Here is a 26,299-nt window from a genome sequence, read left to right on the forward strand (position 1 = left end):
CGGGTGCCCTATCCGACCACGTCGGTCCAGTCGGAGAATCCCGACGGGTGGTGCGGGCCGATGACGCCGTGCTCGAACAAGCCGGCCCCCGACCGGACGGTGCCGTCGGGCTCGGTGCACACGGCCGACCCGACGTGATCGATGAGGCTGAAGGGTGCACGGGCCATGACCTCGTCGTCGGTGAGGTCGAAGGTGACGCGTTCGGTGAACGTGCCCTCCTTCCATGTGCCGTGCGCCCACGACGAGTCACCACCGTAACCGGACCCGAAGGCGATGGGAGCGAACAACTTCGACTCGACGTCGAGTTCTATCCGATCCCCGGCGCGGTTGAGGAAGTCGATGTGTGCACCGTGCGGAATCCTGGTCCCGGACGTGTAATGGATGGTCACACGCACACCGTCGAGCTGTTCGACGCGGCCGTCCCGCCAGCGCCGCGTGCAGTCGTACAGGCTGCGATGCCCGTCCGGATCCTCCTGCAGGATCAGGAACAACTGGAAGTCGTCGAAGGCCAGCGGCAGGTACAGCCACCACATTCCGCGGAACGCGGCGTCCGGCCTCCCGGCCGGTTCGGGCTCACCGACGGGACGGATGCCCCAGGACCGGTCCCGGCTCGCCACACTGCTGTCGTGATCGACGCTCAGGCGCTCGCCGTCGACGTCGATCCATCCCTGCCAGGTGCCCACCTGCGCGAACCGGCACGCCTCCAAGGTGACCCGGCGTTCGGTCAGCATCTCGTGCGGTTTCTCCAGCGCCGCGGGGAAGAGTCCGCGCCAGGTCAGGTCGGCGGAGATGCCCTCGGTCTCCGACAGCGTGAGGTGGACTTCCTGCAGTGGCTCGACCACGTCGAGGCGGTAGCCGTTGACGTGCTGGTGGAGCCGGTCGTCGTCGATGGCGTCGCTCAGGTGCACCGCAGTCTGGGTGTCGCCGCGGCGAACGACGAAGTAGGCGTCCTTCACCCCGAGCCGGGGGTAGTACCCGATGCCGGTCAGCACCATGAAGCGGCCCTCGCGGTCCAGCACGTTGAAGTACGAGCGGTCGTAGACATTGCGGTCGGAGCTCGCCGGCCAGGTGATCGGCGCCGGTGTCTGATGGATCGGGTACTCGTCGAGCGGACTCAGCTTCACGAACTCTCCCTCAAATACGATGCGCGCTGTATTGCAATTAGGATGTATCTCATGACAGCAGATGGGCACAGGGAAGACAAGAGGCGCAAACCCTCGACGCCCGGGCGGCCCCGCGACGGGAGGATCGACGCAGCGATCATCGCGGCCACCCGCGAGCTGATCCTCGAGACCGGTTATCCGGCGCTGTCGCTGTCGGCCATCGCCGCACGCGCGGGTACGACGACGGCCGCCATCTACCGGCGGTGGTCGGGCAAGGCCGAGCTCGTGCACGAGGCGGTGCTGTCGGCCGAGACCCTCGATCCGCCAACAGGTTCGGGAGATGTCCGCCAGGACATCCGGGCACTCGTCGAGATCGTGCGCGCGATGTTCAACCGGCCCGAGGCGCGCGTGGCACTCCCCGGCCTGATCGCCGACACCGTTGCGTCACCCGAGGTGCACAGTCAGATGATCGCCCGGCTCGCCGGCGACCTCCCCGCCTTCGAGTCCCGCTTCGGCCAGGAACGCCGGGACGACGACCGGTTGCCGATGCTCGCGGAGGTCGTCGCGGGCACCGCGATCTTCCGCATTCTCATCCGAAGCGACGCCGCACTCGACGACGCCTGGGTCGACCAGATGGTCGAGCTCATCACCGAGCGCTGGCCGGCGGGCTGATCGGCCCGCGCCCGAGGTCGACGAGAGCCTGGAACACCCGCGTCGGGTCTTCGGCGATGCGGTTCAGCACGTACAACCACCATTCCGAGCCGAAGATGCAGTATTCGCGCGTGGCGATCCCGTCCGTCGCCAACCGGTCCAGCAGGTCGGTCCCCAGACCCATCAGCATCTCGACCTCGACGGACTCGGCGGCGCCCACAGACCCCAGGACATGAGTCAACAGCGCTTCGTCGTGCGTCGCGAGGGTGAGCGAGCCGCCGCCGTCGACGATGCGGCGCGCCAGTCGTCCGAACCGCTTGGGCAACTCCGGGTCCTCCCGGGGCAGGGCCTCCGATTCGGCCTCCAGGAACGCACCTTTGACGAGCCTGACCCGGCCACCGGCGGCGAGTAGTCGATCCACGTCCTCGTCCGAGCGATGGAGCCTGGCCTGCAGGGTGATGCCCACGTTGTCGTACCGATGCGACAGCCAGTCGTAGACCTCGAGAACCCGATCGGTCCGGTCCGATCCCTCGGCGGAGATCATGAAGACGGAATCGACCGCGGCGCACGCCTCTGCCAGACGGGCAGCGTTGTCCCGCACCAGATCTCCGGAGACGAGAAGTCCGATGTGCGACAGGTCGCCGGAGACCGTCGACGGCAGACCGGTCCGACCGATGCGTTCGGCGACGGAGACGAAGACCTCCGTGGCCGCGGTCGCTTCGGCGGCGTCGCGCACGCTCTCACCCGTGTACTCGATGCTCACCAGGTGTCCGCGTTCCACCGCGCGCTCCCCGGCGCGGATCGCCGAGTCGACATCTTCTCCCGCGGTGTACCGTTCGGCGATCCGCCGCGCACATTCGGCCAGCGCGGGATCGGCCATGACCCGGGACTTCAGCTCCTCGTCGAGCGCCCACCGACGGAGTGTGTCTGCCGCACTTGTTGTTTCCATGTCATCCCGCCTCTGCTCACACGCCTGCCGACCAGCACACATTACGCGGAGCACGTCGAAAGTCGATGTACTGTACCGCCATGGAACGACACGCCTGACGCGATCGAGTGCACGAACGATCCCGCCCACCGAGGAGAGGTCTGATGATCACCCTGCGCGACGACTTCTCCGGCGACGGTTTCGACAGCCGGACATGGATCGCCGACTATCTCCCGCACTGGACGAGACCGGCGAACTCAGCGGCCCGGTGGACCGCTTCGGGGGGACGTTCGCGACTGTGCATCGACGACGACCAACCCGCATGGCGGCCGTCGGAGTCGACGATGCGGGTCTCGAGCCTGCAGACCGGGCACCACGCCGGTGAGGTCGGCAGCACGGTCGGCCAGCACGCGCACCGAGACGGGCTCACCGTGGTGACCTACCGCCCGTCGGAGATCCTCTTCGCACAGCGGCACGGCCGCTTCGCGGTGACGATGAGAGCCATTCGCGACCCGGCGTCGATGGTGGCGTTCTGGCTCCTGGGGACGGAGGAGCGACCAGAGGAGTCGGGGGAGATCTGCGTCGCGGAGATCTTCGGCCCGCGGCCCGGCGAATCGTGGACGCTGGGTGTCGGGGTACATCCACACCGCGATCCGCGCATCGTCGACGACTTCTCCGTCATCGAGATGGCCGAGGACCTCGCCGACCTCCACGAGTACGTCGTCGAGTGGGGACCCGACCGTCTCGTGTTCACGATGGACGGGCGCGTCGTCAAGGAGGTCCGGCAGTCCATCGGCTACCCGATGCAGCTCATGCTGAGCATCTTCGACTTCCCCGACCGCGCGGCCCCGGACTCTCCGCTCCCATACCCCCGCATCCTGGATGTGGAGTACGTGCAGGTCAGCACACTCGACGGCGGCTGAGGCCATCCCCGCCGCCGCGGCCGCCAGCAGGTAAACCCTTGCCTGGACCCAGGTTGACATTTTATTGTTTGTCATACAAACACTGCCAGAGGACGAGGATGCGAATGCCGACCACCGGACGCGCCACGCGAGAAGCCGGCAAGGCCACGCGCAAGTCGCTGCTCCGTGCTGCCGCGGAGGTGTTCGCCGAGCACGGCGAGTCGGCATCCGTGGCGCAGATCTGTCAACGCGCCGACGCCTACCCGAATCAGGTCACGTACTACTTCGGTTCCAAAGAGCAGTTGTTCGTCGAAGTCGCGAGCGCAGGCGTACTCCGGGCCGGCCGGCGCGCGGAGGAAGCGGCAGCCGGCGCCGCCACGGTCCGCGACTACACCAACACGCTCGTGGGCACGTTGCTCGGTCCGTGCGCACGGGACGTGGAACTCTTCGCCACCGCGATGCTCCTCGTCGCACGGCGCACCGACCTGCGTCCGCTCATCACCGACACCCTCACCCTGCTCCATGAGCGCGGTGAAGAGGCCCTGCTGTCCACGCTCGTCCGCACCGGCTGGCAACTGCGCGCCGGGATCGACGTCGAGGCCCGGGCCTTCTGGTCGGCGATCTTCGGCCTGGCGGTCCAGAAGGCCGCCACCGGTGTCGATTTCGGCTATCGACTCGAAGACGCCGTCGCCGTCGTCTTCACCAATCTGCAGATCCCCGACGAGATCCTGGACAGTCCGCTCCGCCCGGTCGGCACAGACACGACATCACACGCAACACAGGAGGCATGATGACCCGGTCCACGAGTTCCGTTCGGCCGCAACCGCATCTCACCCACGAGGTGTTCAACCAGTCGGCCCCGCGGGTCGACGTCAACGAGTACGAACTCGACACCGTGCTGCGCGAAGCGGTCACGCGCCACGACGCGGCGTGGGGCGACGCCGAGCTCCGCGAGATCGGGGCGCTGGTCGGCAGTGAATCCTTCAAGCACGACGCCCATCTCGCGAACACCGTCACCCCGGTGCTGCGGACCTTCGACCGATGGGGCAACCGCATCGACGAGGTCGAGTACCACCCGGCCTACCACCGCATCATCTCCGCGTCGATCGCCCACGGTTCCCACACCCGGTGCTGGGCGGACCCGCAACCGGGTTCGCACGTCGTACGCGCCGCGGCGTTCATGCTCTTCGGCCAGATCGAGCCCGGTCACGCGTGCCCGGTGTCGATGACCCATGCGGTCATCCCCTCTCTGGAACTCCAGCCCGACGTCGCCGCCCAGTGGGTGCCGAAAGCGCTGTCGCGCACCTACTCTCCCGACCTCGCCGCCGACAAGAGCTCGGCGATCTTCGGCATGTCGATGACCGAGAAGCAGGGCGGCTCCGACGTGCGCGCCAACACGACGGTCGCGACTCCGGCGGGCACCGGCGGTCCGGGCGCGGAATACCTGCTCACCGGGCACAAGTGGTTCTGCTCGGCCCCGATGTCGGACGCCTTCCTCGTCCTCGCACAGGCGCAGGGCGCGGGTGGCGAGGGGCTCTCGTGCTTCCTGCTCCCGCGCATCCTGCCCGACGGCACCCGCAACGTCTTCCGCATCCAGCGCCTGAAGGACAAGCTGGGCAACAAATCCAACGCGTCGAGCGAGATCGAACTGGACGGGACGGTCGCGATCATGATCGGCGAACCCGGCCGCGGCGTACGCACCATCATCGAGATGGTCGCGCAGACCCGACTCGATTGCGTCCTCGGTTCGGCTGCGGGCATGCGCCAGGCCGTGGCCGAGGCGGTCTGGCACGCGCGGCACCGCAGCGCATTCGGCGCGACACTGGCCGATCAGCCGGCGATGACCGCCGTATTGGCCGATCTCGCACTGGAATCGGAGGCCGCGACCACCACCGCGATCCGACTCGCTCGCGCGCACGACGAGGACGCCGACCCGCAGGAGCGGGCCTTCCGCCGCCTCGCCACCGCCGTAGCGAAGTACTGGATCTGCAAACGCGGCCCCCATCACGCCTACGAGTCCCTGGAATGCCTGGGCGGCAACGGCTACACCGAGGACTTCCCGCTCGCCATGCGCTACCGCGAGCAGCCGGTGATGGCGGTGTGGGAGGGTTCGGGCAACGTCATCGCGCTCGATGTCCTGCGGGCCATGACTCGCGAACCCGAGTCCATCGCCGCCTTCGATGCCGAGATCTCGCTCGCGCGCGGCGCGGATCGCACCCTCGACGCCCATCTCGACCACCTGCGCGACCAGCTCGGCGAACTCTCCCGTATGGATCCCGCCGACGCCCAGCGGCGGGCACGGTCCACCGTCGAGGCCATGGCCCTGGCCCTGCAGGCGTCACTTCTCGTCCGGCACAGTCCCGCCGCGGTCGCCGATGCGTTCATCGCCGCGCGCCTGGGGCCCGACCGCAGCCTCGAATACGGCACCCTTCCCGCCGGCGCTGACCTGGGTGCGATCCTCGAGCGACACTGAACGCCGATCACCTCACTCACAGCGAGTTCTCGGCAGCGGCGAGGATCTGACGCCGGAGGGTCGACGAGGTGTTGGGCAGCCACATCGCGCGGACGGGCGCGAACGGGGGATCGGTGAATTCGACGATCCGGATGCGGTTGACGTAGATCCAGCCGGGCTCGTTGGTGACGAAGGCACACGCATCGGGGTGTGCGATCACCGCGGTGTGCGGAGGCGTACCCAGCAGCGTCGACAAGATGATTCGCGGTTCGAACCCCGCGCGCCGGCACAGGCCGACCAGGATGTCGGTGTATTCGTACTCGTGCTCGGGGCCCCAGACGACGATCTCGTAGCCCGCGAGGTCGGCCATGTCGACCCGATCGTGCGCGGCGAGCGGATGGTCGGCACGAACCGCCAGGCGCAGTTCGTGCTGTGTCGCGATGGTGGTGGCCATGTCCGGTGGCGCCGCCACACCACGACCGAGGGCCATGTCGATGGCCCCGGACAACAACTCGTCGCGGATGAGTTCGGCGAAGACCGGTCGGACCGTGATCGGTACCGACGGGTCGGCGAGCACCACCGGCTCGATGATGCGGAAGACCTCGGACGAGGCCAGGTCCGGGGCGTGGCCGATGACGAACGGCGCCGGCGACCCGGCGTCGACGCGACGCACCTGGGTGGCGAGTTGCTCACCACCGGCCAGCAAGGGCACCGCCCCGCGGTAGAGCGCCTCCCCGGCGGGGGTCGGCGTCAGGCTCCGACGTGACCGTGAGAAGAGCTCGACACCGAGGTGGCGCTCGAGTTCGCGGATGGCCGACGAGAGCGCTTGTTGACTGATGAACAGGTCATCCGCGGCGACACGAAGACTCGGTGCCTCCATCACCACGACGAACATTCGCAGTCGTCGGAGGTCGATATCGCGTAGTCCGGGCTCCCCGGGACCATTCATCAACCATCTCCTGTCAGTTATCCCGATTGATGTGATTGTAGGTTGACCATCGAGCCCATATGCTGAATCCTGCGAGGCCGCGAGTGCGCCGGCCACATCGCACATGGACTACCTGCTGGGGTCCCTCCCGCGGAGGGGACGGGAGGACCCCAGCAGGAAGCGGCCGATCGGGCCCGATTGGCATGACCTTCTCAGCGCACATCAGATCGACGGCGATTCAGCCGATTCTTACATCTTTCACTCCGTCGGGTCATATCGCGGAATTCGAGATGAAACGATCTTTAATCGTCCTCTAAACTCCGTAACGTGTGTTCGGCGATTTCTGCCTCGCACACAGGCGCGTACACGCGCGTCGTGAGTGAGAAAGAGGACGCGGCCATCGACCACCCGGAACACGAGGGGCCCGACGCGCGCCGAACAGCGCGGTTCCGGGCACTTCGGCACGGGCCGATGACCGGCGAGATCACCGGACACCGCCACCTCTACGACGACGCCGACCACGTCCTCAAACAGGTGCGGATGCGCGAACGGCACGTCCGGATCACCATCTCCGTGCTGGTCGCCGTCTGCGGGATTCTCGGGACCATCGCGCTCTTCACACCGAGCGGCACGCAGGGTTCCGCCCCGCGCTCGATCGCGCTCGGCATCGCCGTGGCCACGACGATCCCGATGGCCTTCGCCGTCAGCCGGGTCCACCTCGGGGTGATCTGGTGGACCAAGCAGTCCTCGCTCAGAGGATTCAACACCGCATTCGTCCTGTGGGCCGACGCCGTGCTGACCGTGGCCCTCCTCGCCATCACCGACATCACCCTCGCCCAGTTCTGCGCGGCGATCTTCGCGGTCGTCGGTTCATATGTGGCTCATTTCGTACGGAGCCCGGTCGCGTACGCGCACATGATCTACTCGAGCATTGCCGTCGGCGCCCTGGGAATCCTCTCGTGGTCGAATGGCACCCCGATTCTCAGTGTGGTGTTCACGACGCTTGCGCTATTGGTCGTCACCAATGGCACGACGGCTCTTCATCGCAGTTACACATCCGATTTCCAGCGCTCGCTGAAACATCAGCTGATCATGGCGAACACCGATTCGCTGACCGGTTTGTTGAATCGCCGCGGATTCCTCTACGCGACGGCGACGATGCTCCGACGCAGCCCCGCCCGCCCGTTCGCCCTCCTCACCGCCGATGTCGACCGATTCAAGGGCATCAACGACGAGCACGGCCACGCGACCGGCGACGACGTCCTCGAGCGCGTCGCGGCGATCCTGCAGGGGGCGACGGACGGACAGGCCATCGTAGCGCGGTTGGGCGGCGACGAGTTCGCGATCGCGGCGCTCGCGGACGAGGCCTCGGTGCGGGCTCTCGCCGAACGCATCCGCACGCAGCTCATCACCACCCGGAAAGGCGCGACGGCCTCCGTCAGCCTGGGCATCGCCGTCGGTGTCACCCCGGCGGGCCACATGTCCTCCGCCGACGCCAACGCGTTCATCCGGCACGAGTTCGAGGTCGCCGACGACGCGCTGTTCGACGCCAAGGCCGCTGGGCGCGGCACCTACGTGGTGGCGGGCCGCCCCACCTTCGGGCCGGCTACAGGAGCACCCCCGGATTCAGCAGACCGTCGGGGTCGAGAGCCTGCTTGATCCGCGCCGTCAGTTCCATGACGTCGGATCCGACCTGGTCGGGCAGCCAGCCCTTCTTCAGGCGTCCCACACCGTGCTCGCCGGTGATGGTGCCGCCCAACCGGATCGCGAGGTCCATGATCTGGCCGAACGCGACCTGCGCGCGTTGCGCCTCGGCCGGGTCGGTGGGGTCGAACACGATCAGCGGATGCGTGTTGCCGTCGCCCGCGTGGGCGATCACCGAGATCATCACCCGATTGTCGTCGGCGATCTCCGCCACGCCGTCGATCAGATCGGGCAGGGACGGGAGGGGCACACCGACGTCCTCGAGCAACAACGATCCCAGCTTCTCCACGGCCGGGATCGCCGCGCGACGGGCGGCGGTGAATGCCTCGCCCTCGATGGGATCGTCGGTCGCGAAGACCTCCCCCGCACCGTTGGTCTCGAAGGCCTTCCGGATGAACTCGACCTCGGCCGCGCCGGCGGCACCCGGGGCGTCGGACTGCGCGACGAGGAGCGCGCCGGCCTCCCGGTCGAGGCCCATCCGCATCAGATCCTCGACGGCGTTGATGGCGACCGAATCCATGAACTCGAGCATCGCCGGACGGATCTCTGCGGTCACCGCCAGAACGGCCCGGCTGGCCTCGTGCACCGAACCGAACACTCCGACAACGGTGCTCGCCGGACCCTGCGGCGGCAGGAGCCGCAGGGTGACCTCGGTGATGATCCCGAGGAGCCCTTCGCTTCCGACGAACAGTTTGGTCAGCGGCAGGCCTGCGGAGTCCTTGAGCTGCTTGCCCCCGACCCGGACCGCGCGTCCATCGGCGAGCACCACCTGCAGACCCAGGACGTAGTCGGTGGTGACGCCGTACTTCACGCAGCACAGCCCGCCGGCGTTGGTGGCGACGTTCCCGCCGATCGAGCAGATCTCGAACGACGAGGGGTCCGGCGGGTACCAGAGCCCATGAGCCGAGGCCGCGGCCTTCACCTCCGAGTTGAACAGGCCGGGTTGGACGACCGCGGTCCGTGTCGCCGGGTCGACCTCGATGTCGCGCATCTTCTCGGTCGAGAGCATGATCGCGCCGTCCACCGCCGTCGATCCCCCGGACAGGCTGGTGCCTGCACCCCGCGTGATGATCGGGACACCGTTGGCCGCGCACCAGCGGACGGTGACCTGTACGTGTTCGGTGGTCGTCGGCCGCACCAGTGCGAGCGGAGTGCCCGCCGTCGGGTCGGCGGCGCGGTCCTGCCGGTAGCCGGCCAGGATGTCGGCGTCGGTGACCACCATGCCGTCGGGGAGGGAATCGGCGAGCGAACTCGGGTCGGCACTCATCTGTTCAGAGTATTCGCCGGGCCGACGACCACGGTTTGCACTGTGAAACATGGCCGGACTTCCCCCGTACCGGAACAATGGAGTTCGTGAACGATTTCAATGCGACCGTCATCAACGAGTTCCGATCCAACAACGGCCATGTCGAGACCGCCGGCTTCGGCAAGAATCTCGTGCTCCTGCACACGCTGGGCGCCAAATCCGCCGAGCCGCGGATCAGTCCTCTGTTCGCGCTTCCCGACGGCGACAGCTGGCTGATCATCGGGTCGTTCGCCGGCTCGCCGAAGACGCCGGACTGGGTGCACAATCTCCGTGCCCACCCGGAGTCGGTCGCCGTGGAGGCACCGTCGGAGAACGGCATCGAGCGTCTCGACACCGCGGTGAGCGAAGTCGAAGGCGACGACTGGGAACCGGCGTGGCAGAAGTTCATCGAGGCCTCCGAGCAGTTCCTGAAGTACACCGAGACCGCTCAGGGCCGCCGATTCCCGATCTTCCGCCTGACACCGGCTCGCTGACCCCGCCGGTTCCCGCCGCGGGTCCGTCGACGCATCTACTGTGAGAAGCGTGTTCGAGGTTGGCGAGAGCGTGGCCGGCTTCACCATCGACGAATTCCTCGGTGGCGGGGCGAGCGCGGATGTGTTCCGGGTCCATCGCACCGGCAGCGACGGGGACCCGTCGGACCTTCGGCACGACCGACGCGACGGGTCCGTCGCGCTGAAGGTCCTGCACCCGAACGCTTCCGACCACGCGCGGGTCCGCGAGCGCTTCGAGCGAGAATTCGGCATCGCGTCGCTGCTGGACCATCCCCACATCGTGCGCATGCTCTCGCACGGTGAGATCGAGCCACCGCGCGGATCGCTCGGCCCGCGGCACCTGCCGTCGATGTGGCTGACCATGCAGTACATCGGCGGACCGGCCGCGACCGCACTCATCCCGGAACGTGGCGACGAGCCGGACATGGACACCGTCCTGCGTGTGGCGGCGCAGATCGCCGATGCACTCGACCATGCGCACGCCCAGGACATCCTGCACCGCGACGTCAAACCCGCGAACATCCTCCTGTCCCGCACCCCCGGCCCACGATCGGACGGCGCCGGTCCGGTCGACGCCTACCTGTCGGACTTCGGGATCGCCCAATTCCTCGACGACACGCGGCCACTCGCGCGCAACGGCCGCGTACAGGGTTCCATCGGCTACGCCTCGCCCGAACTCCTGCAGGCGCAGAAACTCACGCCGGCAACCGATTTCTACGCGTTTGCCTGCACGCTCGTCGAACTCATCACCGGTACACCGCCGTATCCACGCAACACCGCCTTCGCGATCACCTATGCGCACCTCAACGACGACCCGCCGAAACTCACCCGACGCCGGCCCTGGCTGCCGTCGGCGACGAACTCGATCTTCGCCAAGGCCCTGGCGAAGTCTCCCGAGGACCGGTACTCCTCGTGCACGGAACTCGTGGAGATCCTGAACCGGCTCATGCGCGACGTGCCCGTGCCAGAACCGGAGAAGCGCTCGACGTGGTGGCCACGGACCCGATGAACGGTCAGCTCCTCGGACCGTCGATCGCGTACACGCGAACCGCTGTGTCGCGGAACACCTTTCGCAACGCCTCGGACCCCCACTGGGACACGCAGTCGAGGAGTGCGCCCACGAGGACGTCGATCGCGGCGTTGGGCCGGTCGATCGGGTAGTTGGTCCCGAACATGATGCGATCGGACCCGAAATGGGTGATGACGTGCTCGACGAACGGCCCGATCATCTCGGCGAGGGTGGCCTGACCGCCGATGTTGCCCCACCGCTCGTGGCCATAGCCGAGGATGGGCATCGCCAGACCGGACAGCTTGACCACCACGTTGCGGTAGTTCGCGAGGGTCGTCATCCGTTCGCGCCACAGCCGCCAGATGTCCGCGCGCGCAGCGGCTGTCGCGCCGGTACGCATACCCACCGGACCGAAGACCCCGGCCGGTATGCCGAAGTGGTCCAGGATGATCGTCGTCTCCGGATACTCCCGCGCCAGCAGGATGACGTCGTAGAGCTGGTGTGAGTACACCGAGGCCTCGAAGACGAGACCGCGGCTCGCGAGCTCGGCGAATCCCTCCAGGAACGACGTCGAGGACAGCAGGTTGTCGGTGTCCCCGCCGTCGCGGACACGTGGATCGGGATGCCGAGACGCGACGATGCGGATGCCGCGGAATCGCGACGACGCCGCGAACTGCTCGTCGAGCATGTCCGCGAAAGTCCGGGTCCGCGGGTCGCCGTGCGAGATGATCGCGCCGAGACGCGGGGTGCCGGCCTGGCCGAACGGCAGGCTCTCCAGGTACCGCGTCTCCTCCACCGCGGTGCTGTCCACCGGGGGCCCCGTGGCGTCGGGGATCTCGCGACGCCAATGCGACTCGACGTGGACGACCGTGTCGATGGGCACTCCCACCACGGTCGGGACCAGCGCCGCGTCGGTGGCGTACTGTCGCGGCTCGTAGGCCCGGGCGACGGTGCGCGGGGTCAGGATGTACTCGCGGTCGGCGCGGGAGACGATGAGGGGGAAAACCCGGTCGCCCAATGTGGGGACGAACCCGTACAGCCTCGACGCGCGCGTGGCCGCCCATGGGGTGCGCCGCGGGTTCCAGTGCTGCACATGGGCATCAACGATGCCCGTGAGGACCCCTTCGAGGGACGTCATACCGGTACCTTGCCACACCTCACAACCGCTCGACATACGATGCCGGATCCTGAATTCGGACGCACCGAAGGACTAGTGTGGGTCTCTTGAACCGGGTGGGGAAACGAGCCGCGACGGAGGTGTGATCTTTTCGATATGGCGACACATTCGCGCCATGCGCTGCATCAGCTGCGGACGGCAGTCAATCGGCAGCCCGACCGGTTCGTCACCAACGTCTACACCCGGATGTTCGCGATCGACCCCGACCTGCGGGAGCTGTTCGGTGTGTCGATGGCCGCCCAGCGGATAGCCTTCCATCGCGTCATCGACCATGTCCTCGAAGCGATCCCGGCCGAGTCCGGTCATGCCGAACTCGTGGAGTTCCTCGCGCAGCTCGGACGCGACCATCGCAAGTTCGGGGTCGAGCCCGAGCACTACCACGTGATGTACGCGGCCCTGATGGGCGAGTTCGGCAGCCTCATGGCCGGCTACTGGGACGCCGAGACCGAACAGACCATCTCGCAGGCCATGATGCTGGTGACCGGGGTGATGCGTGGTGCCGCCGAGAGCGCGACCCATCCCGCGCGCTGGACCGCCGAAGTCGTCGAGAAGTACCGGATCACCCGCGACCTGGCGGTCGTCCGGCTCCTCGCCCATTCGCCGCTGACGTTCAACACGGGCCAGTACCTCGAGGTGCACACCCCGCAGTGGCCGAAGCAGTGGCGCAACTTCTCCCCCGCCATCCCGCCCAACCCGGCGGGCGAACTGGAGTTCCACGTCCGCGCGGTCCCCCGTGGAACGGTGAGCACCGCGATCGTGAGCGAGACCAGCGTCGGCGACGTGTGGACCCTCGCCCAAGGGCACGGCACGCTGCACGTCGACCGCGACAGCAAGGTCCTGATGGTCGCGGGCGGCACCGGACTCGCTCCCCTGCGCGCACTGCTGATCGAGATGTCCGCACGCGCCGACTCGCCGGAGACGCACATCTTCTACGGGATGCGCTACCCGGGCGAGCTGTACGACCTGACGGTGCTGCACCGCATCGCGTCGACCAATCCGTGGCTGCGCGTCACCGCCGTGTCCGAAGAGCAGACCGATCCGTGGTGGATCAACGCGGTGGCGACGCCCGCCGAACTCGGTGTCGACCACGAGATCGGCACACTCGCCGACGTGGTGGCCCGGTCCGGCAACTGGGAGGACCGCCAGGTCCTGATCGCGGGGTCACCCCAGATGATCGAGAACACCCGACGCACCCTCATCATCGCCGGTGTGCGGGCCAGCCGTATCCAGCACGACCCCGTGTTCTAGGGCCGCTCAGGGGACTTCGAGACTCGGTTCGCCGCCGGCCGGAGCCGAGTAGACGGTCTCGGTCTCGGTCACGGTCTCCGTCTCGGCAGCCGACTCGGTCACCGTCTCCGTCCGCGTGACCGGGCGTGGAGTGCTCGTCACGGTCGTCGTGCGGACGTCGGTCGCCGTCTCGGTCTCGGTGACCGTCGCCTGTTCGGTCGAGGTGACCGCCGCCGGCGTCTCGGTCACCGTGACGGGGGCGGCGGGTTCGACGATGCTCGACTCGGCGGTCAGGAGGAGGGTGATCCCGACGGCACCCAGGAACACGGCGGCACCGATCGCGGCGCCGACGAACCACCAGCGGCGACCGGTCGACGTCCGGGTGGCGACGGCGGTGGCCGGCGCGACCACCGCGGCGTCGGCGGCACCGATCGCGGAGGCGAGAGACGGGTTGTCCGCGACCGTGACCGGGCGCTGCGCCGCGTACTCGAACGCCGGCGCGATCCCGGGGAGTTGCGCACCCGGGCCGACCACGATCACCGAGGTGACGTCTCGACCACGTGGCAGCCCGCTGACCGTCGTCGCGAGCCGCGACGCGGCGTCGGGGTCGGTGACCGAGGCGATCTCACCCGGCGCGAAGTCGGCGGTGCCGAGGACCGCGCCCGACGCGGTGTCGACGGTCGCCAGCGTCGTGCCGGCCGCGGGTGCCGCGTTGCGATCGAGGTCGACGACGGCGACCACACCGCCGCGGGTCGAGTAGGTGCAGGCGATCTCGGCCAGTGCCGCGGCGTATCCGGTGACGACGACCTTGTCGCTCCAGGACGGCCCCGTGGCCGCGCCCGGCGCGAAGACCCGGGCCAGATGATCGCGGACGTCCGCACGCGACGCCGAGATGCCGATCCGATCGACCTCCACAGGGACGGAGTCGACGAGTTCGACGATGGCGGCCTCGGCACCGGCGGCCGACGCGTCGGGGAGGTCCACGAGGTTGCTCGCCAGGATGTGTCCGTCGGCGTCACGAACCACCGAGCTGATCTGGTCGTCGACGACGGAGATGCCCAGAACCACGAACCCTGGCAACGGACCGGTTCCCGGTACCTCGGACATGGTTCACCTCCCGTCGCCGGCCTGCTGCGGCGTCCTGACCCGCAAGCCTAGCGGCTGGCGTGTAGAGGGGGGCACCCGACCGTGTCCGGTGTACTGCTCAGATCGGCTCGGCGGCGTGCTGGGTGTAGGCGGCGACGCGGACCGCCTCGTCGGTTTCCAGGCCCGCCCCCAGGGCTCCTCCGACGGTCGCGAGTGAGCAGGTCAGCCAGGCGACCTCCAGATAGTCGGTGAAGCCGGCCGGGTGTCCGAGGGTCGAACTGAACACCTCCGGCACCACGAGGCACATCGCGCCGAGCGCGGACAGCACGAACAGTGCCGCGTAGAGGGCTGCGACACCGAGGGCCACGGTGATCACGGTGACGATGTTGAACAGCGCCACCTGTTCTCGCGTCTGTCGAGAGCTGCCGCGTTCCCAGAGGTCGGCACCGATGATCAGCGTCGCGGTGATGGCGATGATGGATCCGAGCGCGACACCGGTGAGTCGAATCCCGCCGAAAGTGTCTGCGAGCAGCCAGATGTCGGCGGTCACCAACGCGAAGACCCCGGCCGCGATCGCTCCGGTGAGCGCGCGGGTGAGGCCGAGTGCGAGACGCCACGGGCGGTTGGCCCGCACCATGCCGGTGAGCAGGCGCAGGTTGCCCGTCAGGACGCGCGCGGTGAAGGCGGTGCCCTCGTCGTCGACGTCGGTCCCCAGCTGACGAACGCGGTGGCGCAACGCCGATCGCGCCGGCGACTTCTGGTGTTCGCGGAGGTCGTCGGCGTCGGCGCCGAGGAGTTGCCCGACGAGTCCGGTGATGATCGCGCGGGTCCGCTGTCGCACGCCGGTCGCGCCGAGCGCGGGCACCGAGAGGACCGCGACGCCGTGCACGGCGTTGGCATGCGCCACGACCGGGCGTTTGCCGACGTGCAGCGGAAGGTCGGTCAGGTGGACCACCAGGTCCCATTCACGTTCGAGCAGAAGGTCTCTCGTGGCATCGACGATCTCGGCGTCGCCGGCCGGCGGCTGCACGAGTCCGGCCTCGACGAGTTCGATCTGCCATCGGGCGCCCGGGAACGTCGTCTGGACGTGTTCGGTCAGGCCGTCATCGACGAGTTTGCGCGCGAGACCGATGGCCTGGCCGGGCGCCCCGACGATGCCGAGGACGACGACGGGCTGAGCCGGCGAGCCGGCGGAGGAGTCCATCTGCGGCCGGGGTTCAGGCGAACCGGGCCGCCAGCGCCCGGAGCGTGCCCTCGATCCCCTTGCCGTTCTTATTGTCGTAGCCGATGAGTTCCATGACCTTCGGCACCCGGAGTGTCGAGTAGTCGAACGTCTCGGTGACGGCGGTGGTGGTCGGCGAGGTCGATTCGAGCTCCCACCGCCAGCGGTGGCCCATCGGATGCTGCCACTCGACGACCCGGTCGGGTTCGAAGTCGGTGACGGTCGAGGTGATCTTGTACGGCACACCGAACTGCTTCATCCCGACGCTGAAACGCGCGCCGCGGGTCAATGTCTCGGGCCCGCTGACGGGGGTGTCGCGCACCGTGCCGGAGCCGTCGAGTTCGGGATGGCGATGGGGGTTCGACACGAGCGCGAACACATCGGCGGCCGGGGCGTTCACCACCACCCGACGCGAGACCTTGTGGGGACCGGAGTCGACGGTGGTGACGGGTTCAGAAGCCATGCGGTCAACGTTACGCACGTCGACCGGCTCGCGTCGAAAACTGCGCCCGGACGCCACGACGCCGGGCCCGATCGGATGTCGGGCCCGGCGAGGGTGTGATGAGTCAGTCGGTGGTGCGCTTACGTCGCGGCTGCCATACGACCAGGGCGTTGGTGCGCGGCACCGGGACGAGTTCGCCACCGCGGCGGGTCCGCGACGCCTGCACCTCGTCGGTGAGCTCGCGAACCCGGTGCTGGAGAGCCTCCACCTGATTGCTCAGGTCGATGATGCGCTTGATGCCCGCGAGGTTGACGCCCTCCTCCTGCGAGAGACGCTGGATCTCCCGCAGGAGTTCGACGTCTCGGGACGAGTAGCGGCGACCGCCACCACTCGTCCGCTGCGGCGTGACCAGCCCCAGACGGTCATAGGTCCGCAGGGTCTGCGCGTGCATGCCGGCGAGTTCGGCGGCGACCGAGATCAGAAAGGTCGCGCCGTCGGCGTCGAAGTTCTTCTGACCGGCCATCACTCATCGCCCCCAGTCCGCCCGCGGGTCGAAACCGCTTGCCCGCTCGGCCTGATCGTAGGCGCGCATCGCCTCGACCGCGGCCTCGTCGAGTTTGTTCGGCACCGCGACCTTCACGGTGACGAGCAGGTCGCCCGCACCGCCGGACCGCTTGGGCACACCGCGACCACGCACCCGCAGGGTGCGGCCGTCGGTGGTGTTCGGCGGGATCTTCACCCCGACCGAGCCCTCGAGTGTCGGGACCGAGACAGTCGCTCCGAGAACGAGTTCGGAGATCCGAACCGGCAACTGCACCCGAAGGTCGTTGCCGCTGCGGGTGAACTGCTTGTGCGGGGTCACGTGGACGACGACGTACAGGTCGCCCGATGGGGCCCCACGCCGCCCGGCCTCGCCCTGTCCGGCGAGCCGGATGCGTTGTCCGTCCTCGACGCCGGCGGGAATCCGCACGTTGATGGTGCGTGCGCGGACCTTCACTCCGCTTCCGTCGCAGTCGGTGCACGGATCGTCGATCCGCGAACCGGTGCCCTGGCAGTCCTGGCAGGGCTCACTGAAACCGAACGCGCCCTGGTTGCGGCTCACGAAGCCCGAACCGTTGCAGTTCGCGCACACACGCGGACTCGTTCCGGGCTTGGCGCCCGAACCGTGGCAGGTGGTGCAGGGGGACGGGCTGGTCACCCGCAGGGGGACGGTCGTGCCGAGCGCGGCATCGGAGAACGAGAGCGTCGTCTCGGTCTCGAGGTCTTTGCCGCGACGCGGACGGCTCGCCGTCGAAGTACGTTGCGTTCCGCCGCCGCGGTTGAACAGTCCGTCGAAGATGTCGCCGAAACCGCCCCCGCCGCCGCCGGTCTGCGCCCCGCCGAACAGATCGCCGAGGTCGAAGTCGTTACCGCCGGTGGTGTAGGTCGTTCCGCCGCCGGGGAATCCGCCCGGGAAGCCGTTGCCGCCGCCGCGGAATCGTCCGCCGGCGAACATGGCGCGTGTCTCGTCGTATTCCTTGCGCTTCTCGGAGTCGCCGAGCACGCTGTGGGCTTCGGACACCCGCTTGAAGCGCTCCTCGGCCGCGGTGTCACCCGGATTGGCATCCGGATGCAGCTCGCGCGCGAGCTTGCGATAGGCCTTCTTGATCTCTTCAGCCGAAGCGTCAGAAGCAACGCCCAGGTCCTTGTAGAAGTCGTGTTCTAACCACTCACGTTGTGGTGCCACCAGACGTCACCTCCTTTGAGTTCTGTTGTCTGGATGAATGTCTTGCGAAGAACCTGAGGTGCGAGGTTCGCGGTCTGCGCTCCTCGCACCTCAGGGATCGGTGTTCGCTCTATTGTGCACCGGTCTGGTCACCCGCGGGAGCGGGATCGGTGACCGTCACCATCGCGGTGCGGATCACCTTCTCGCCCAGGCGGTAGCCGCATCGGTACACCGATCCGATCACCGGATGTGCTCCGGTGCCGTCGTGCTGCACGGCTTCGTGGAGTTCGGGATCGAACTCGTCACCCGACGCACCGAAGGCCACGAGACCTTCGGCGGCCAGCACACCGGCCAGCTTGTCGGCGACCGAACGCAGCGGCCCGCTGTCGAGATCGCCGTGCTCGCGGGCACGGTCGAGGTCGTCGATGACCGGCAGCAGCTTGTCGATCAGGATCTGCTTGCCGTAGGCGACCGAGCCCTGCTTCTCCTCGGCGGCACGCCGTCGGAAGTTGGCGAACTGGGCGCGTTCACGCTGGAGGTCGGCCGTCAGTTCGGCGACGCGTGCATCCGGTTCGTCGGGTGCGGCGTCGGCCTGCTCCTCGCCGACCTGTGACTCGTCGACGACCGGTCCGGCGTCGGCCGGGCCGGGTCCGGCGGCCGGCTCGTCGCGCACCTCACCCGTTTCCGGGTCGATGCGACGACGGTCGGTCACCGTCACCGGCTCCTCGCCGGACCCATTCGTCGAATGGGATCCTGCGGTCACTTGTTCTCCTTGGTGTCAGCGTCGTCGACGACCTCGGCGTCGACGACGTCGGGATCGCTGTCGGCGCCGGCAGCCTCACCGTTGGGGGACTCTGCCGCGGCGTTGGCGTAGATCGCCTGGCCGAGGGCCTGCGACTCCTCCGACAGCTTCTCGATCGCGGTCTTGATCGCGGCGGTGTCGGTGCCCTTCAACGCTTCCTGCGCGTTGGAGACGGCTGCCTCGACCTTCTCCTTGACCTCCGCCGGGACCTTGTCCTCGTTCTCCTTGAGGAACTTCTCGGTCTGGTGGACGAGCGACTCCGCCTGGTTGCGGGTCTCGGCCTCCTCGCGGCGCTTGCGGTCCTCGTCGGCGTGGGCCTCCGCGTCCTTGATCATGCGGTCGATCTCGTCCTTGCTCAGGCCGGAACCGTCCTGGATGCGGATGGAGTTCTCCTTGCCGGTGCCCTTGTCCTTCGCGGTGACGTGCACGATGCCGTTGGCGTCGATGTCGAAGGTCACCTCGATCTGCGGGACACCCTGCGGTGCCGGGGCGATGCCGCCGAGCTCGAAGCTGCCCAGCAGCTTGTTGTGCGAGGCGATCTCGCGCTCACCCTGATAGACCTGGATCTGCACCGACGGCTGGTTGTCCTCGGCCGTGGTGTAGGTCTCCGACCGCTTGGTCGGGATCGTGGTGTTGCGCTCGATCAGCTTGTGCATCACGCCGCCCTTGGTCTCGATGCCGAGGGAGAGCGGGGTGACGTCGAGCAGCAGCACGTCCTTGACCTCACCGCGGAGCACACCGGCCTGCAGTGCGGCGCCGACGGCGACGACCTCGTCCGGGTTGACGCCCTTGTTGGGCTCGCGGCCACCGGTCAGTTCCTTCACCAGGTCGGTGACGGCCGGCATACGGGTCGAACCACCGACGAGCACGACATGGTCGATGTCGCCGACGGAGATGCCCGCATCCTTGATGACGGCCTGGAACGGTGCGCGGGTGCGCTCCAGCAGATCAGAGGTGATCTTCTGGAACTCGCTGCGCGAGAGCTGCTCGTCGAGGAACAGCGGGTTCTTGTCGGCGTCGACGGTGATGTAGGGCAGGTTGATCGAGGTGCTCTGCGAGCTCGAGAGCTCGATCTTGGCCTTCTCGGCGGCCTCACGCAGACGCTGCAGGGCCATCTTGTCCTTGGTCAGGTCGATGCCGTTCTGGCTCTTGAACTTCTCCACGAGCCAATCGACGACGCGCTGATCCCAGTCGTCACCACCGAGGTGGTTGTCACCGGAGGTCGCGCGGACCTCGACGACACCGTCGCCGATTTCGAGCAGCGAGACGTCGAAGGTACCGCCACCGAGGTCGAAGACCAGGATGGTCTGCTCCTTCTCCCCCTTGTCGAGCCCGTAGGCCAGGGCGGCCGCGGTCGGCTCGTTGACGATGCGGAGCACGTTGAGGCCGGCGATCTGGCCGGCTTCCTTGGTGGCCTGACGCTGGGAGTCGTTGAAGTACGCGGGAACCGTGATGACGGCGTCGGTGACGTCCTCACCCAGGTACGACTCGGCGTCGCGCTTGAGCTTCATGAGCGTGCGCGCGCTGATCTCCTGCGGGGTGTACTTCTTGTCGTCGATCTCGACGGTCCAGTCGCCTTCGCCCATGTGGCGCTTGACGGAGCGGATGGTGCGGTCGACGTTGGTGACCGCCTGGTTCTTCGCGGGCTGACCGACCAGCACCTCGCCGTTACGCGCGAACGCGACCACCGACGGTGTGGTCCGCGCGCCTTCGGCGTTGGCGATGACGGCGGCTTCGCCGCCTTCGAGCACGGCGACCACCGAGTTGGTGGTACCGAGGTCGATTCCAACAGCACGAGACATGTTTGGCTTCCTCCTAGTTTGTGGGTGTGCACCCGAGTCCTTGTCCCGAGGTCTCGCGACCGCGGGGATGTCGTGGCGAAACTCTGCGGGACCGGACTTCAGTGCGTCCGACTCATGTCCTACTGAAAAAGTGGGTCCGAGTCAAACCTACTTGAGTCCACATCACTCAGGTTTCTCGAAGTGTGTAACGGGCCTCATCGGCGGATTGTTCCCGGGTCGTCGAAAAAAGTTGAGCGGATGCCGCTCAGTCCCGGCGAGACCACAGATGCGTATGACGGTGTGCCCGGATTCCGGGCACACCGTCATACGGATCATCAACCGCTCACACCAGGAACTACCCAGGTGACCGGCGTCGCGGACCAGCGCTCACCGTCGTCGGGTGAGCAACAAGCGGGCTGCCGCGTCGAGCAGGAAGCCCAGGATGCCGATCACGACGATCAGGGCGGCGACCTGGTCGTAGGCCAGCTGATCGCGGGCGTTGAGGATCTGGTAGCCGAGGCCCGAGCGCACGCCGAGCATCTCAGCGGGTACCAGGACCACCCAGGCGATCCCGAGTGCCACGCGGACACCGGTCTGCACGTTGCCGCGGATCGCGGGGATCACCACGGCCGTGAGGACTTCGGTACGGGTGGCATGGAACGATCGCGCGACCTCGACGAGGCCGGGGTCGATCGACTTCACCCCGGCGGCCGTGTTGATGACGATCGGCCAGATCGCCGCGATCGCGATCAGGAAGATGACCGGTTCGTTGCCGATGCCGAACACCATCACCGCGACCGGAGCCCACGACAGCGGCGAGATCATCCGCAAGAAGGCGACGATCGGATTCGCGGCGCGCTCCGCGGTGAGACTCAGACCGATCAGCAGGCCCAGCGGGAGGCCCAGCACGACCGCGATCAGCAGGCCGATCAGCAACCGCCACAGGCTCAGTCCGATGTCGGGCAGCAACACCCCGCGGTCGAGGAGTTCCCACATCGCCGGGAACACCTGCTGGGGAGCGAACTGGCGGGCGAGGGAGTCCTCGGCGGGGACGACTGTCGTCGTCGCCCACCAGATCGCGACCAGCACCGCGATCGCGACCAGCGGCGGGGCGAGGGCAGAACCGGATCGCCGGCGCGGGGCCGTCGCGGTCTCGTCCTGGGTCAGCAGCGTCATGACGTCACCTGTTCGGTTCTCGTGAGGTCGGCGGGTAGTCCGAGAGCGGCTGCGCCACCACGGAATCCGATGGCGCTACGGATGAATCGATCGTCGACGAGGTCGGCATGGACGGTTGCCGGGTCGAGGCGCGCGAGGAATCGGCGATCGCCGTCGACGAGGGTGTTGTCCATCTCGGTGACGAGCCGCTCGGTGAAACTCGCGAACGGGAACGGCTGGAATCCGAGTCGCTGCGGTTGCCAGTCGGCGTTGCTCACGGCGAAGTCGGCCGGGTCGTAGGTCAGCGCCTTGGCGATGGCCGGTTTCGGCTGCGGGAGGTACCCGCCGGCGAGTTCCACAGCGGCCCGGGGACGGTCGAGGTCGATGTGATGCTGGGCCGCGACCACGGAGTCGGCGAGGGATTGCACCGCGGCCGGGCGTTCGTCGATGGCCGACTGGTGGACGAGGAGCGCGCAGCACGCGTGCTGGCGCCAGACGTCGCCGAGGAAGGTGTGGATGCGGCCGATCCCACGCACCTGGGCCATCGCGTTGAACGGATCGGCGACGACGTAGCCGCCGATCGATCCGTTGGCCAGCGCCGGCACCATGTCCGAGGGACTCATCACGACCAGTTCGACGGTCTTGTCGCCACGCGATGCCCCGGTACGGATGACCGGTCGCAATCCATGGGTGCGCAGCATCCGCTGCAGGATGATGTTGTGGATCGACCACCACGCCGGAATGGCCACCTGCGCGCCGGCGAGCTGCTCGAGGTCGACGACGTCGGGCGCCACGGTCAGCGCCGATCCGTTGGTGTGATTCCAGCCCAGCACCTGCACCGGGCTCTTCATCGCGTACCGAAGTGCCACCGCCATCGGCATCAGCAGATGGACGACGTCGACCTTGCGCGTCACGAAGGCCTCCGCCAGGGAGGACCAGCTCCGGAACAGCACCGGCTTCGTCGAACTCACCGCAGACGGGTCGTAGAGTCCGGCGGCATGTGCGACGAGGAGCGGCGCCGCATCGGTGATGGGGAGGTAACCGACCCGCAGCGCATCGGAGGCGCCCGGCGGCGCTTCCGTCGCGGCCCGGCCGAGGCCGACGACGCCTCCGATGCCGCCCGCCACGGTGAGACCACCGACCCCGGCGAGGAGGAGTCGGCGTGAGATGGGCGCGTTCACACCTGCTGCCCCACCTGTCGGCCGAAGTGCATCAGGATCTCCGCGCGCCGCTCCGAATCGGTTCGATCGACGCCCGAGCCGGTGCCCCATTCCCCGCCGATACGTCCGGTCTCGGACAGCAGGACGATCCGGTCGGCGAGTTCGAGCGCCTCGTCGACGTCGTGGGTCACGAGGACGACGGTGATCCCCAGTTCACCGGCCAGTTCTGCCAGCCAACCCCGCAACTCACCGCGCACGGCCGGATCCAGTGCGCTGAACGGTTCGTCGAGCAGGAGCAGCCGGGGCCGGATCGCCGCCGCACGAATGATCGCCACTCGCTGCGCCTGACCGCCCGACAGCTGATCGGGGTACCGGTCGGCGAGACCGTCGAGCCCGAACCGACGCAACAGGCCGAGCGCGTACTCGTTCTCGAACGACGCACGGTGGGCGGCGAATCGTCGGCCGAACCGGATGTTCTCTTCGACGGTCAGCCACGGCATCAGCAGGGCGCGTTGAAAGACCACCCCCGTGTGTGGCCGCTCCCCGCCCGATTCGTCCTGCCACTCCAGGCTTCCCGAATCCAGCGTCTCGAGACCGGCGAGCACACGCAGAAGTGTGGTCTTTCCGCTGCCGCTGCGCCCGAGAACGGCGACGAACTCGCCGTCGTCGACCGTGAGGTCGATTCCCGACAGCACCGTCGTGCCACGAAAGGCCTTCCGGCCACCGGTTATTCGAACTGCGCGAGTTCCCACCGCAGCTGTCCTTCCGAAGGTGATTGGATGGGGATGAAAGCTGTCTCCCGAAAACGCCGGTTGGTGGCGGTTCCGGTCGCATAACCCGCACCGCCGCACACGGTCGCCTCGAGCCGGGAGGCCGCGACCGCGGTTCGGGCGGCATCGAGGCGCAACCGGATCAGATCGGCCGGCGACGGTGTCGTCGGCTCGGCGGCGTACACCGCGAGACGCGAACGTATCGAGTCGAATTCGGCCGTTCGCTCGTCGAACTCGGGACGGAACACCTCGTTGACGCCGGCCAGCGACTCGGCGGCGCCGTCGAGGGCGGCACCGATCGCTCCGCTGCAGAACGCACACTGCAGCAACAGGAAGACCGGTCGAATCCCCCGGACGAACGCGGTCAGGTCGGCGGAGATCACGTTGTCGTCCGGGATCGTCACGTCGGCGAGTTCGAGAGACGTCGATGCGGTCGACCCGAGCCCGATCAGGTCCGGCGCGGAACGGATGTCGACGCCGGCCGCATCCGCGTCGACGACCGCGACGAGAGTCGTGTCCTCGGTACGCACCGGCAGCACGATGAGCGACTCGTCGTAGACGTTCGACGCCCAGCGGATGGGTCCGCTCGCGACGACACCTGCTCGGCCGCGACGCCCGGTGATGGGCACCTCGCCGAGCCCGGCAACCTGCTTCAGACCCGCCGCCATTGCCGTGACACCGATCCGCTCACCGCTGAGTAGGGACGCAAGATGCTTCTCCCGCAACGGCTCCGGTGACCGAGCCACGTATTCGATCGTCATCCGCTGCGCCCACAGCGAGAACCCGGCCGACAGACTCACCGACGACACACGTTCGATGACCTCGATCATCGACGCGAGCGAACCGTCGACCACTCCCCTCCCCAGGAGACCGGCCGCACCGGCCGCGGTGATGTCGACCCGGGTGTCGGTGTGCCCGACGTCGAGGTCGCGGGCGCGATCGGCCACGGAGGCGACCACCTCGTCGAGCTCACCGGTCAGCGTCGGCACCATGCCGTTCAGCCCTGCAGACGGTGGAGGCGATCCACCGGGGTCGAGACGACCTCGCGGGCGTGACGGACCGCCGCCTCGTCCGGGGCGTCGTAGAAGCACAGGCACTTGTCGGTGTCCTCGCGGACGTAGGTTCGCAGGAAGCTGACCTCGGGGACGTCGGCGTATTTCGGGGAGTTGGCCTTCTTGCGGGCGAGGTAGGTGTCCATGTCGATGGCTTCGGGGATGTCCCACTCGACGAGGTAGCCGGCGGTCGGGCGTGCCTTCTTCAGCTCCTCCAGATCCGCGCCGACGAGCCGGACCTCGTCCGGTCCGGCGGCGACGAGTCCCTTGAACGCCTCGACCTCGTCGAGTCCCGCGGCGCGGCACCCCTCGAACTCCGCGATCACGAACAGTCGGCCGGCACCTTCGGTCACCTGTGTCTCGATCAGTTCGCCACCCGCGGTCCGCAGGTGCGCGTCGAGCCCCTTGATGAGTTCCTCGACCTTGCCCGCATCTTTGTCGGCAGGTTCGAGTTCGTAGAGGAAGAGCGCCATGGGTGAGCCTTTCTGCGTCGGTGTGCCCGCTGGTGACCGCACCGACCCTGGCATAGACAGACCGGTCTGTCTATGTCGGATCGTGGTCTACGCTTGGCGACGTGAGCACTCCCGCCCAAGCGAGCGCCCGGCGCGCGTCGAACGCGACCGGGAAGAACACCCCGGCCGAACGACTCCTTGCCGTTGCATCCGAACTCTTTGCGGCACAAGGGATCAGATCAGTGGGCATAGATCAGATCCTGCGCGAGTCCGGGGTCGCCAAGGCCAGCCTCTACTCCGCATACGGCTCCAAGGACGGGCTCGTGGTCGCCTACCTCGACCATTTGGATCAGGCTGATCAAAACCGATGGCTCGAGGCCACCAAGACCCTTGCCGGCCCCCGCGAACGCATCCTCGCGTTCTTCGACCTCGCCATCGCCGGTGCCCCGACCCGCAACTTCCGGGGCTGCCAGTACGCCAACGCCGCGACCGAGTTCCCCGACACCGACCTACCACCCATCGCCGCGCACCGGGCGTGGCTGCTCTTCACCTTGAGCGACAACCTGCGCGCACTCGGCGCTCCCGAACCCGACGTGATCGCGCGGCAGATCCAGGTGGTCTACGACGGCGCGCTGTCGGGGTCGAAGATGGCCCGATCCACCGCCCCCATCGAGACCGGAAAGCAGTTGGTGGAGGCGTTGCTCGACCGCACCACCGGGTGAGCCGGGCATTCCGCACCCTCCCGCGGAACATCAGCGCTACCGTCGATACATCCCTTCGACGCGGAGGTGGTG

The 26,299-nt window shown here is 67.9% G+C and carries 25 protein-coding genes and 1 pseudogene; 9 read left to right on the plus strand and 17 right to left on the minus strand.

Going from position 1 to position 26,299, the window contains the following annotated elements:
- Window positions 1-8 precede the first annotated feature (8 nt).
- On the minus strand, window positions 9-1,124 hold the full coding sequence (locus AC3B6C_RS04210; protein ID WP_488375091.1) for an Rv3169 family protein: 1,116 nt from the start codon (window positions 1,122-1,124) through the stop codon (window positions 9-11).
- A 51-nt stretch (window positions 1,125-1,175) separates the two neighbouring features.
- Here AC3B6C_RS04210 and AC3B6C_RS04215 point away from each other — a divergent pair, with 51 nt between their 5' ends.
- A complete protein-coding gene (locus AC3B6C_RS04215) occupies window positions 1,176-1,775 on the plus strand; it encodes a TetR-like C-terminal domain-containing protein (RefSeq protein ID WP_488375092.1) in 600 nt (199 codons plus the stop codon).
- Here the strand turns inward: AC3B6C_RS04215 and AC3B6C_RS04220 are convergent.
- On the minus strand, window positions 1,750-2,703 hold the full coding sequence (locus tag AC3B6C_RS04220) for a proline dehydrogenase family protein (protein WP_488375093.1): 954 nt from the start codon (window positions 2,701-2,703) through the stop codon (window positions 1,750-1,752). The two genes, AC3B6C_RS04215 and AC3B6C_RS04220, sit on opposite strands and share 26 nt — an antisense overlap.
- Window positions 2,704-2,846: 143 nt before the next feature.
- Between AC3B6C_RS04220 and AC3B6C_RS04225 the strand changes: the two genes are divergently transcribed.
- From AC3B6C_RS04225 to AC3B6C_RS04235, 3 genes are all read left to right on the plus strand, one after another.
- Window positions 2,847-3,605 (plus strand): glycoside hydrolase family 16 protein, encoded by a 759-nt coding sequence (locus AC3B6C_RS04225; protein ID WP_488375094.1) that lies wholly within the window; start codon window positions 2,847-2,849, stop codon window positions 3,603-3,605.
- 104 nt (window positions 3,606-3,709) lie between these two features.
- Entirely contained in the window at window positions 3,710-4,375 is a 666-nt protein-coding gene (locus tag AC3B6C_RS04230; RefSeq protein WP_488375095.1) for a TetR/AcrR family transcriptional regulator C-terminal domain-containing protein, read from the plus strand.
- Window positions 4,375-6,057: an acyl-CoA dehydrogenase family protein gene (locus tag AC3B6C_RS04235; RefSeq protein ID WP_488376218.1), complete on the plus strand. Its 1,683-nt coding sequence runs from the start codon at window positions 4,375-4,377 to the stop codon at window positions 6,055-6,057. The genes AC3B6C_RS04230 and AC3B6C_RS04235 overlap by 1 nt, the downstream gene beginning before the upstream one ends.
- Window positions 6,058-6,073: 16 nt before the next feature.
- On the opposite strand, the gene AC3B6C_RS04240 is transcribed toward AC3B6C_RS04235, so the two are convergent.
- A complete protein-coding gene (locus AC3B6C_RS04240) occupies window positions 6,074-6,985 on the minus strand; it encodes a LysR family transcriptional regulator (RefSeq protein ID WP_014928209.1) in 912 nt (303 codons plus the stop codon).
- 450 nt (window positions 6,986-7,435) lie between these two features.
- Here AC3B6C_RS04240 and AC3B6C_RS04245 point away from each other — a divergent pair, with 450 nt between their 5' ends.
- Window positions 7,436-8,623 carry a GGDEF domain-containing protein gene (locus tag AC3B6C_RS04245; protein ID WP_014928210.1) on the plus strand — a complete coding sequence of 396 codons (1,188 nt, stop codon included), beginning with the start codon at window positions 7,436-7,438 and terminating at the stop codon, window positions 8,621-8,623.
- On the opposite strand, the gene AC3B6C_RS04250 is transcribed toward AC3B6C_RS04245, so the two are convergent.
- Window positions 8,571-9,935, minus strand: a complete 1,365-nt coding sequence (locus tag AC3B6C_RS04250; protein ID WP_488375096.1) for an FAD-binding oxidoreductase — start codon at window positions 9,933-9,935, stop codon at window positions 8,571-8,573. The genes AC3B6C_RS04245 and AC3B6C_RS04250 overlap by 53 nt on opposite strands.
- A gap of 86 nt (window positions 9,936-10,021) precedes the next feature.
- On the opposite strand from AC3B6C_RS04250, the gene AC3B6C_RS04255 reads away from it, so the two are divergent.
- Both AC3B6C_RS04255 and AC3B6C_RS04260 read left to right on the plus strand, forming a co-directional pair.
- On the plus strand, window positions 10,022-10,447 hold the full coding sequence (locus AC3B6C_RS04255; protein ID WP_014928212.1) for a nitroreductase/quinone reductase family protein: 426 nt from the start codon (window positions 10,022-10,024) through the stop codon (window positions 10,445-10,447).
- Window positions 10,448-10,496: 49 nt separating this feature from the next.
- On the plus strand, window positions 10,497-11,474 hold the full coding sequence (locus AC3B6C_RS04260) for a serine/threonine-protein kinase (RefSeq protein ID WP_488375097.1): 978 nt from the start codon (window positions 10,497-10,499) through the stop codon (window positions 11,472-11,474).
- A 4-nt stretch (window positions 11,475-11,478) separates the two neighbouring features.
- Here the strand turns inward: AC3B6C_RS04260 and AC3B6C_RS04265 are convergent, their stop codons facing one another.
- Window positions 11,479-12,612 carry an amidohydrolase family protein gene (locus AC3B6C_RS04265; RefSeq protein WP_055477110.1) on the minus strand — a complete coding sequence of 378 codons (1,134 nt, stop codon included), beginning with the start codon at window positions 12,610-12,612 and terminating at the stop codon, window positions 11,479-11,481.
- A 126-nt stretch (window positions 12,613-12,738) separates the two neighbouring features.
- On the opposite strand from AC3B6C_RS04265, the pseudogene AC3B6C_RS04270 reads away from it, so the two are divergent.
- Window positions 12,739-13,899 (plus strand): annotated as a pseudogene (locus tag AC3B6C_RS04270) (FAD-binding oxidoreductase); the annotation flags it as partial.
- Window positions 13,900-13,905: 6 nt separating this feature from the next.
- Here AC3B6C_RS04270 and AC3B6C_RS04275 read toward each other — a convergent pair.
- The 12 genes from AC3B6C_RS04275 to AC3B6C_RS04330 form a co-directional block, all read right to left on the minus strand.
- Complete coding sequence (locus AC3B6C_RS04275; RefSeq protein ID WP_488375098.1) at window positions 13,906-14,985, minus strand: hypothetical protein; 1,080 nt, start codon at window positions 14,983-14,985, stop codon at window positions 13,906-13,908.
- Window positions 14,986-15,082: 97 nt separating this feature from the next.
- Window positions 15,083-16,168 (minus strand): hypothetical protein, encoded by a 1,086-nt coding sequence (locus AC3B6C_RS04280; protein ID WP_488375099.1) that lies wholly within the window; start codon window positions 16,166-16,168, stop codon window positions 15,083-15,085.
- 13 nt (window positions 16,169-16,181) lie between these two features.
- Window positions 16,182-16,649: an SRPBCC family protein gene (locus AC3B6C_RS04285; protein ID WP_488375100.1), complete on the minus strand. Its 468-nt coding sequence runs from the start codon at window positions 16,647-16,649 to the stop codon at window positions 16,182-16,184.
- A gap of 103 nt (window positions 16,650-16,752) precedes the next feature.
- Entirely contained in the window at window positions 16,753-17,151 is a 399-nt protein-coding gene (locus tag AC3B6C_RS04290; RefSeq protein WP_010842656.1) for a heat shock protein transcriptional repressor HspR, read from the minus strand.
- A gap of 3 nt (window positions 17,152-17,154) precedes the next feature.
- Window positions 17,155-18,354, minus strand: coding sequence for a molecular chaperone DnaJ (gene dnaJ, locus AC3B6C_RS04295; protein ID WP_055477113.1), 1,200 nt, complete (start codon window positions 18,352-18,354; stop codon window positions 17,155-17,157).
- Between the two features lie 109 nt (window positions 18,355-18,463).
- Window positions 18,464-19,096, minus strand: a complete 633-nt coding sequence (grpE, locus tag AC3B6C_RS04300) for a nucleotide exchange factor GrpE (protein ID WP_010842654.1) — start codon at window positions 19,094-19,096, stop codon at window positions 18,464-18,466.
- Window positions 19,093-20,937, minus strand: a complete 1,845-nt coding sequence (dnaK, locus tag AC3B6C_RS04305) for a molecular chaperone DnaK (RefSeq protein ID WP_010842653.1) — start codon at window positions 20,935-20,937, stop codon at window positions 19,093-19,095. The genes grpE and dnaK overlap by 4 nt, the downstream gene beginning before the upstream one ends.
- Window positions 20,938-21,303: 366 nt before the next feature.
- Entirely contained in the window at window positions 21,304-22,092 is a 789-nt protein-coding gene (locus AC3B6C_RS04310; RefSeq protein WP_055477115.1) for an ABC transporter permease, read from the minus strand.
- The gene (locus AC3B6C_RS04315; RefSeq protein ID WP_488375101.1) at window positions 22,089-23,252 is read right to left on the minus strand and encodes an ABC transporter substrate-binding protein; all 1,164 of its coding nucleotides are present in this window, start codon (window positions 23,250-23,252) and stop codon (window positions 22,089-22,091) included. The genes AC3B6C_RS04310 and AC3B6C_RS04315 overlap by 4 nt, the downstream gene beginning before the upstream one ends.
- Complete coding sequence (locus AC3B6C_RS04320; RefSeq protein ID WP_488375103.1) at window positions 23,249-23,983, minus strand: ABC transporter ATP-binding protein; 735 nt, start codon at window positions 23,981-23,983, stop codon at window positions 23,249-23,251. The genes AC3B6C_RS04315 and AC3B6C_RS04320 overlap by 4 nt, the downstream gene beginning before the upstream one ends.
- A complete protein-coding gene (locus AC3B6C_RS04325; protein ID WP_488375104.1) occupies window positions 23,959-24,993 on the minus strand; it encodes an acyl-CoA dehydrogenase family protein in 1,035 nt (344 codons plus the stop codon). Before AC3B6C_RS04325 ends, AC3B6C_RS04320 begins: the two co-directional genes overlap by 25 nt.
- Window positions 24,994-24,998: 5 nt before the next feature.
- Entirely contained in the window at window positions 24,999-25,526 is a 528-nt protein-coding gene (locus AC3B6C_RS04330) for a DUF4242 domain-containing protein (protein ID WP_488375105.1), read from the minus strand.
- Between the two features lie 101 nt (window positions 25,527-25,627).
- Between AC3B6C_RS04330 and AC3B6C_RS04335 the strand changes: the two genes are divergently transcribed.
- Complete coding sequence (locus AC3B6C_RS04335; RefSeq protein WP_488375106.1) at window positions 25,628-26,227, plus strand: TetR/AcrR family transcriptional regulator; 600 nt, start codon at window positions 25,628-25,630, stop codon at window positions 26,225-26,227.
- The last annotated feature ends 72 nt before the right edge of the window (window positions 26,228-26,299 follow it).

Source organism: Gordonia sp. 11cp, assembly GCF_057767225.1.

Coding starts and splice junctions, on each gene's coding strand:
- AC3B6C_RS04215 (WP_488375092.1), top strand. CDS start 1,176: ATGACAGCAGATGGGCACAGGGAAGACAAGAGGCGCAAACCCTCGACG.
- AC3B6C_RS04220 (WP_488375093.1), bottom strand. CDS start 2,703: ATGGAAACAACAAGTGCGGCAGACACACTCCGTCGGTGGGCGCTCGAC.
- AC3B6C_RS04225 (WP_488375094.1), top strand. CDS start 2,847: ATGATCACCCTGCGCGACGACTTCTCCGGCGACGGTTTCGACAGCCGG.
- AC3B6C_RS04230 (WP_488375095.1), top strand. CDS start 3,710: ATGCCGACCACCGGACGCGCCACGCGAGAAGCCGGCAAGGCCACGCGC.
- AC3B6C_RS04235 (WP_488376218.1), top strand. CDS start 4,375: ATGACCCGGTCCACGAGTTCCGTTCGGCCGCAACCGCATCTCACCCAC.
- AC3B6C_RS04240 (WP_014928209.1), bottom strand. CDS start 6,985: ATGAATGGTCCCGGGGAGCCCGGACTACGCGATATCGACCTCCGACGA.
- AC3B6C_RS04245 (WP_014928210.1), top strand. CDS start 7,436: ATGACCGGCGAGATCACCGGACACCGCCACCTCTACGACGACGCCGAC.
- AC3B6C_RS04250 (WP_488375096.1), bottom strand. CDS start 9,935: ATGAGTGCCGACCCGAGTTCGCTCGCCGATTCCCTCCCCGACGGCATG.
- AC3B6C_RS04265 (WP_055477110.1), bottom strand. CDS start 12,612: ATGACGTCCCTCGAAGGGGTCCTCACGGGCATCGTTGATGCCCATGTG.
- AC3B6C_RS04275 (WP_488375098.1), bottom strand. CDS start 14,985: ATGTCCGAGGTACCGGGAACCGGTCCGTTGCCAGGGTTCGTGGTTCTG.
- AC3B6C_RS04280 (WP_488375099.1), bottom strand. CDS start 16,168: ATGGACTCCTCCGCCGGCTCGCCGGCTCAGCCCGTCGTCGTCCTCGGC.
- AC3B6C_RS04285 (WP_488375100.1), bottom strand. CDS start 16,649: ATGGCTTCTGAACCCGTCACCACCGTCGACTCCGGTCCCCACAAGGTC.
- AC3B6C_RS04290 (WP_010842656.1), bottom strand. CDS start 17,151: ATGGCCGGTCAGAAGAACTTCGACGCCGACGGCGCGACCTTTCTGATC.
- dnaK (WP_010842653.1), bottom strand. CDS start 20,937: ATGTCTCGTGCTGTTGGAATCGACCTCGGTACCACCAACTCGGTGGTC.
- AC3B6C_RS04310 (WP_055477115.1), bottom strand. CDS start 22,092: ATGACGCTGCTGACCCAGGACGAGACCGCGACGGCCCCGCGCCGGCGA.
- AC3B6C_RS04325 (WP_488375104.1), bottom strand. CDS start 24,993: ATGGTGCCGACGCTGACCGGTGAGCTCGACGAGGTGGTCGCCTCCGTG.
- AC3B6C_RS04330 (WP_488375105.1), bottom strand. CDS start 25,526: ATGGCGCTCTTCCTCTACGAACTCGAACCTGCCGACAAAGATGCGGGC.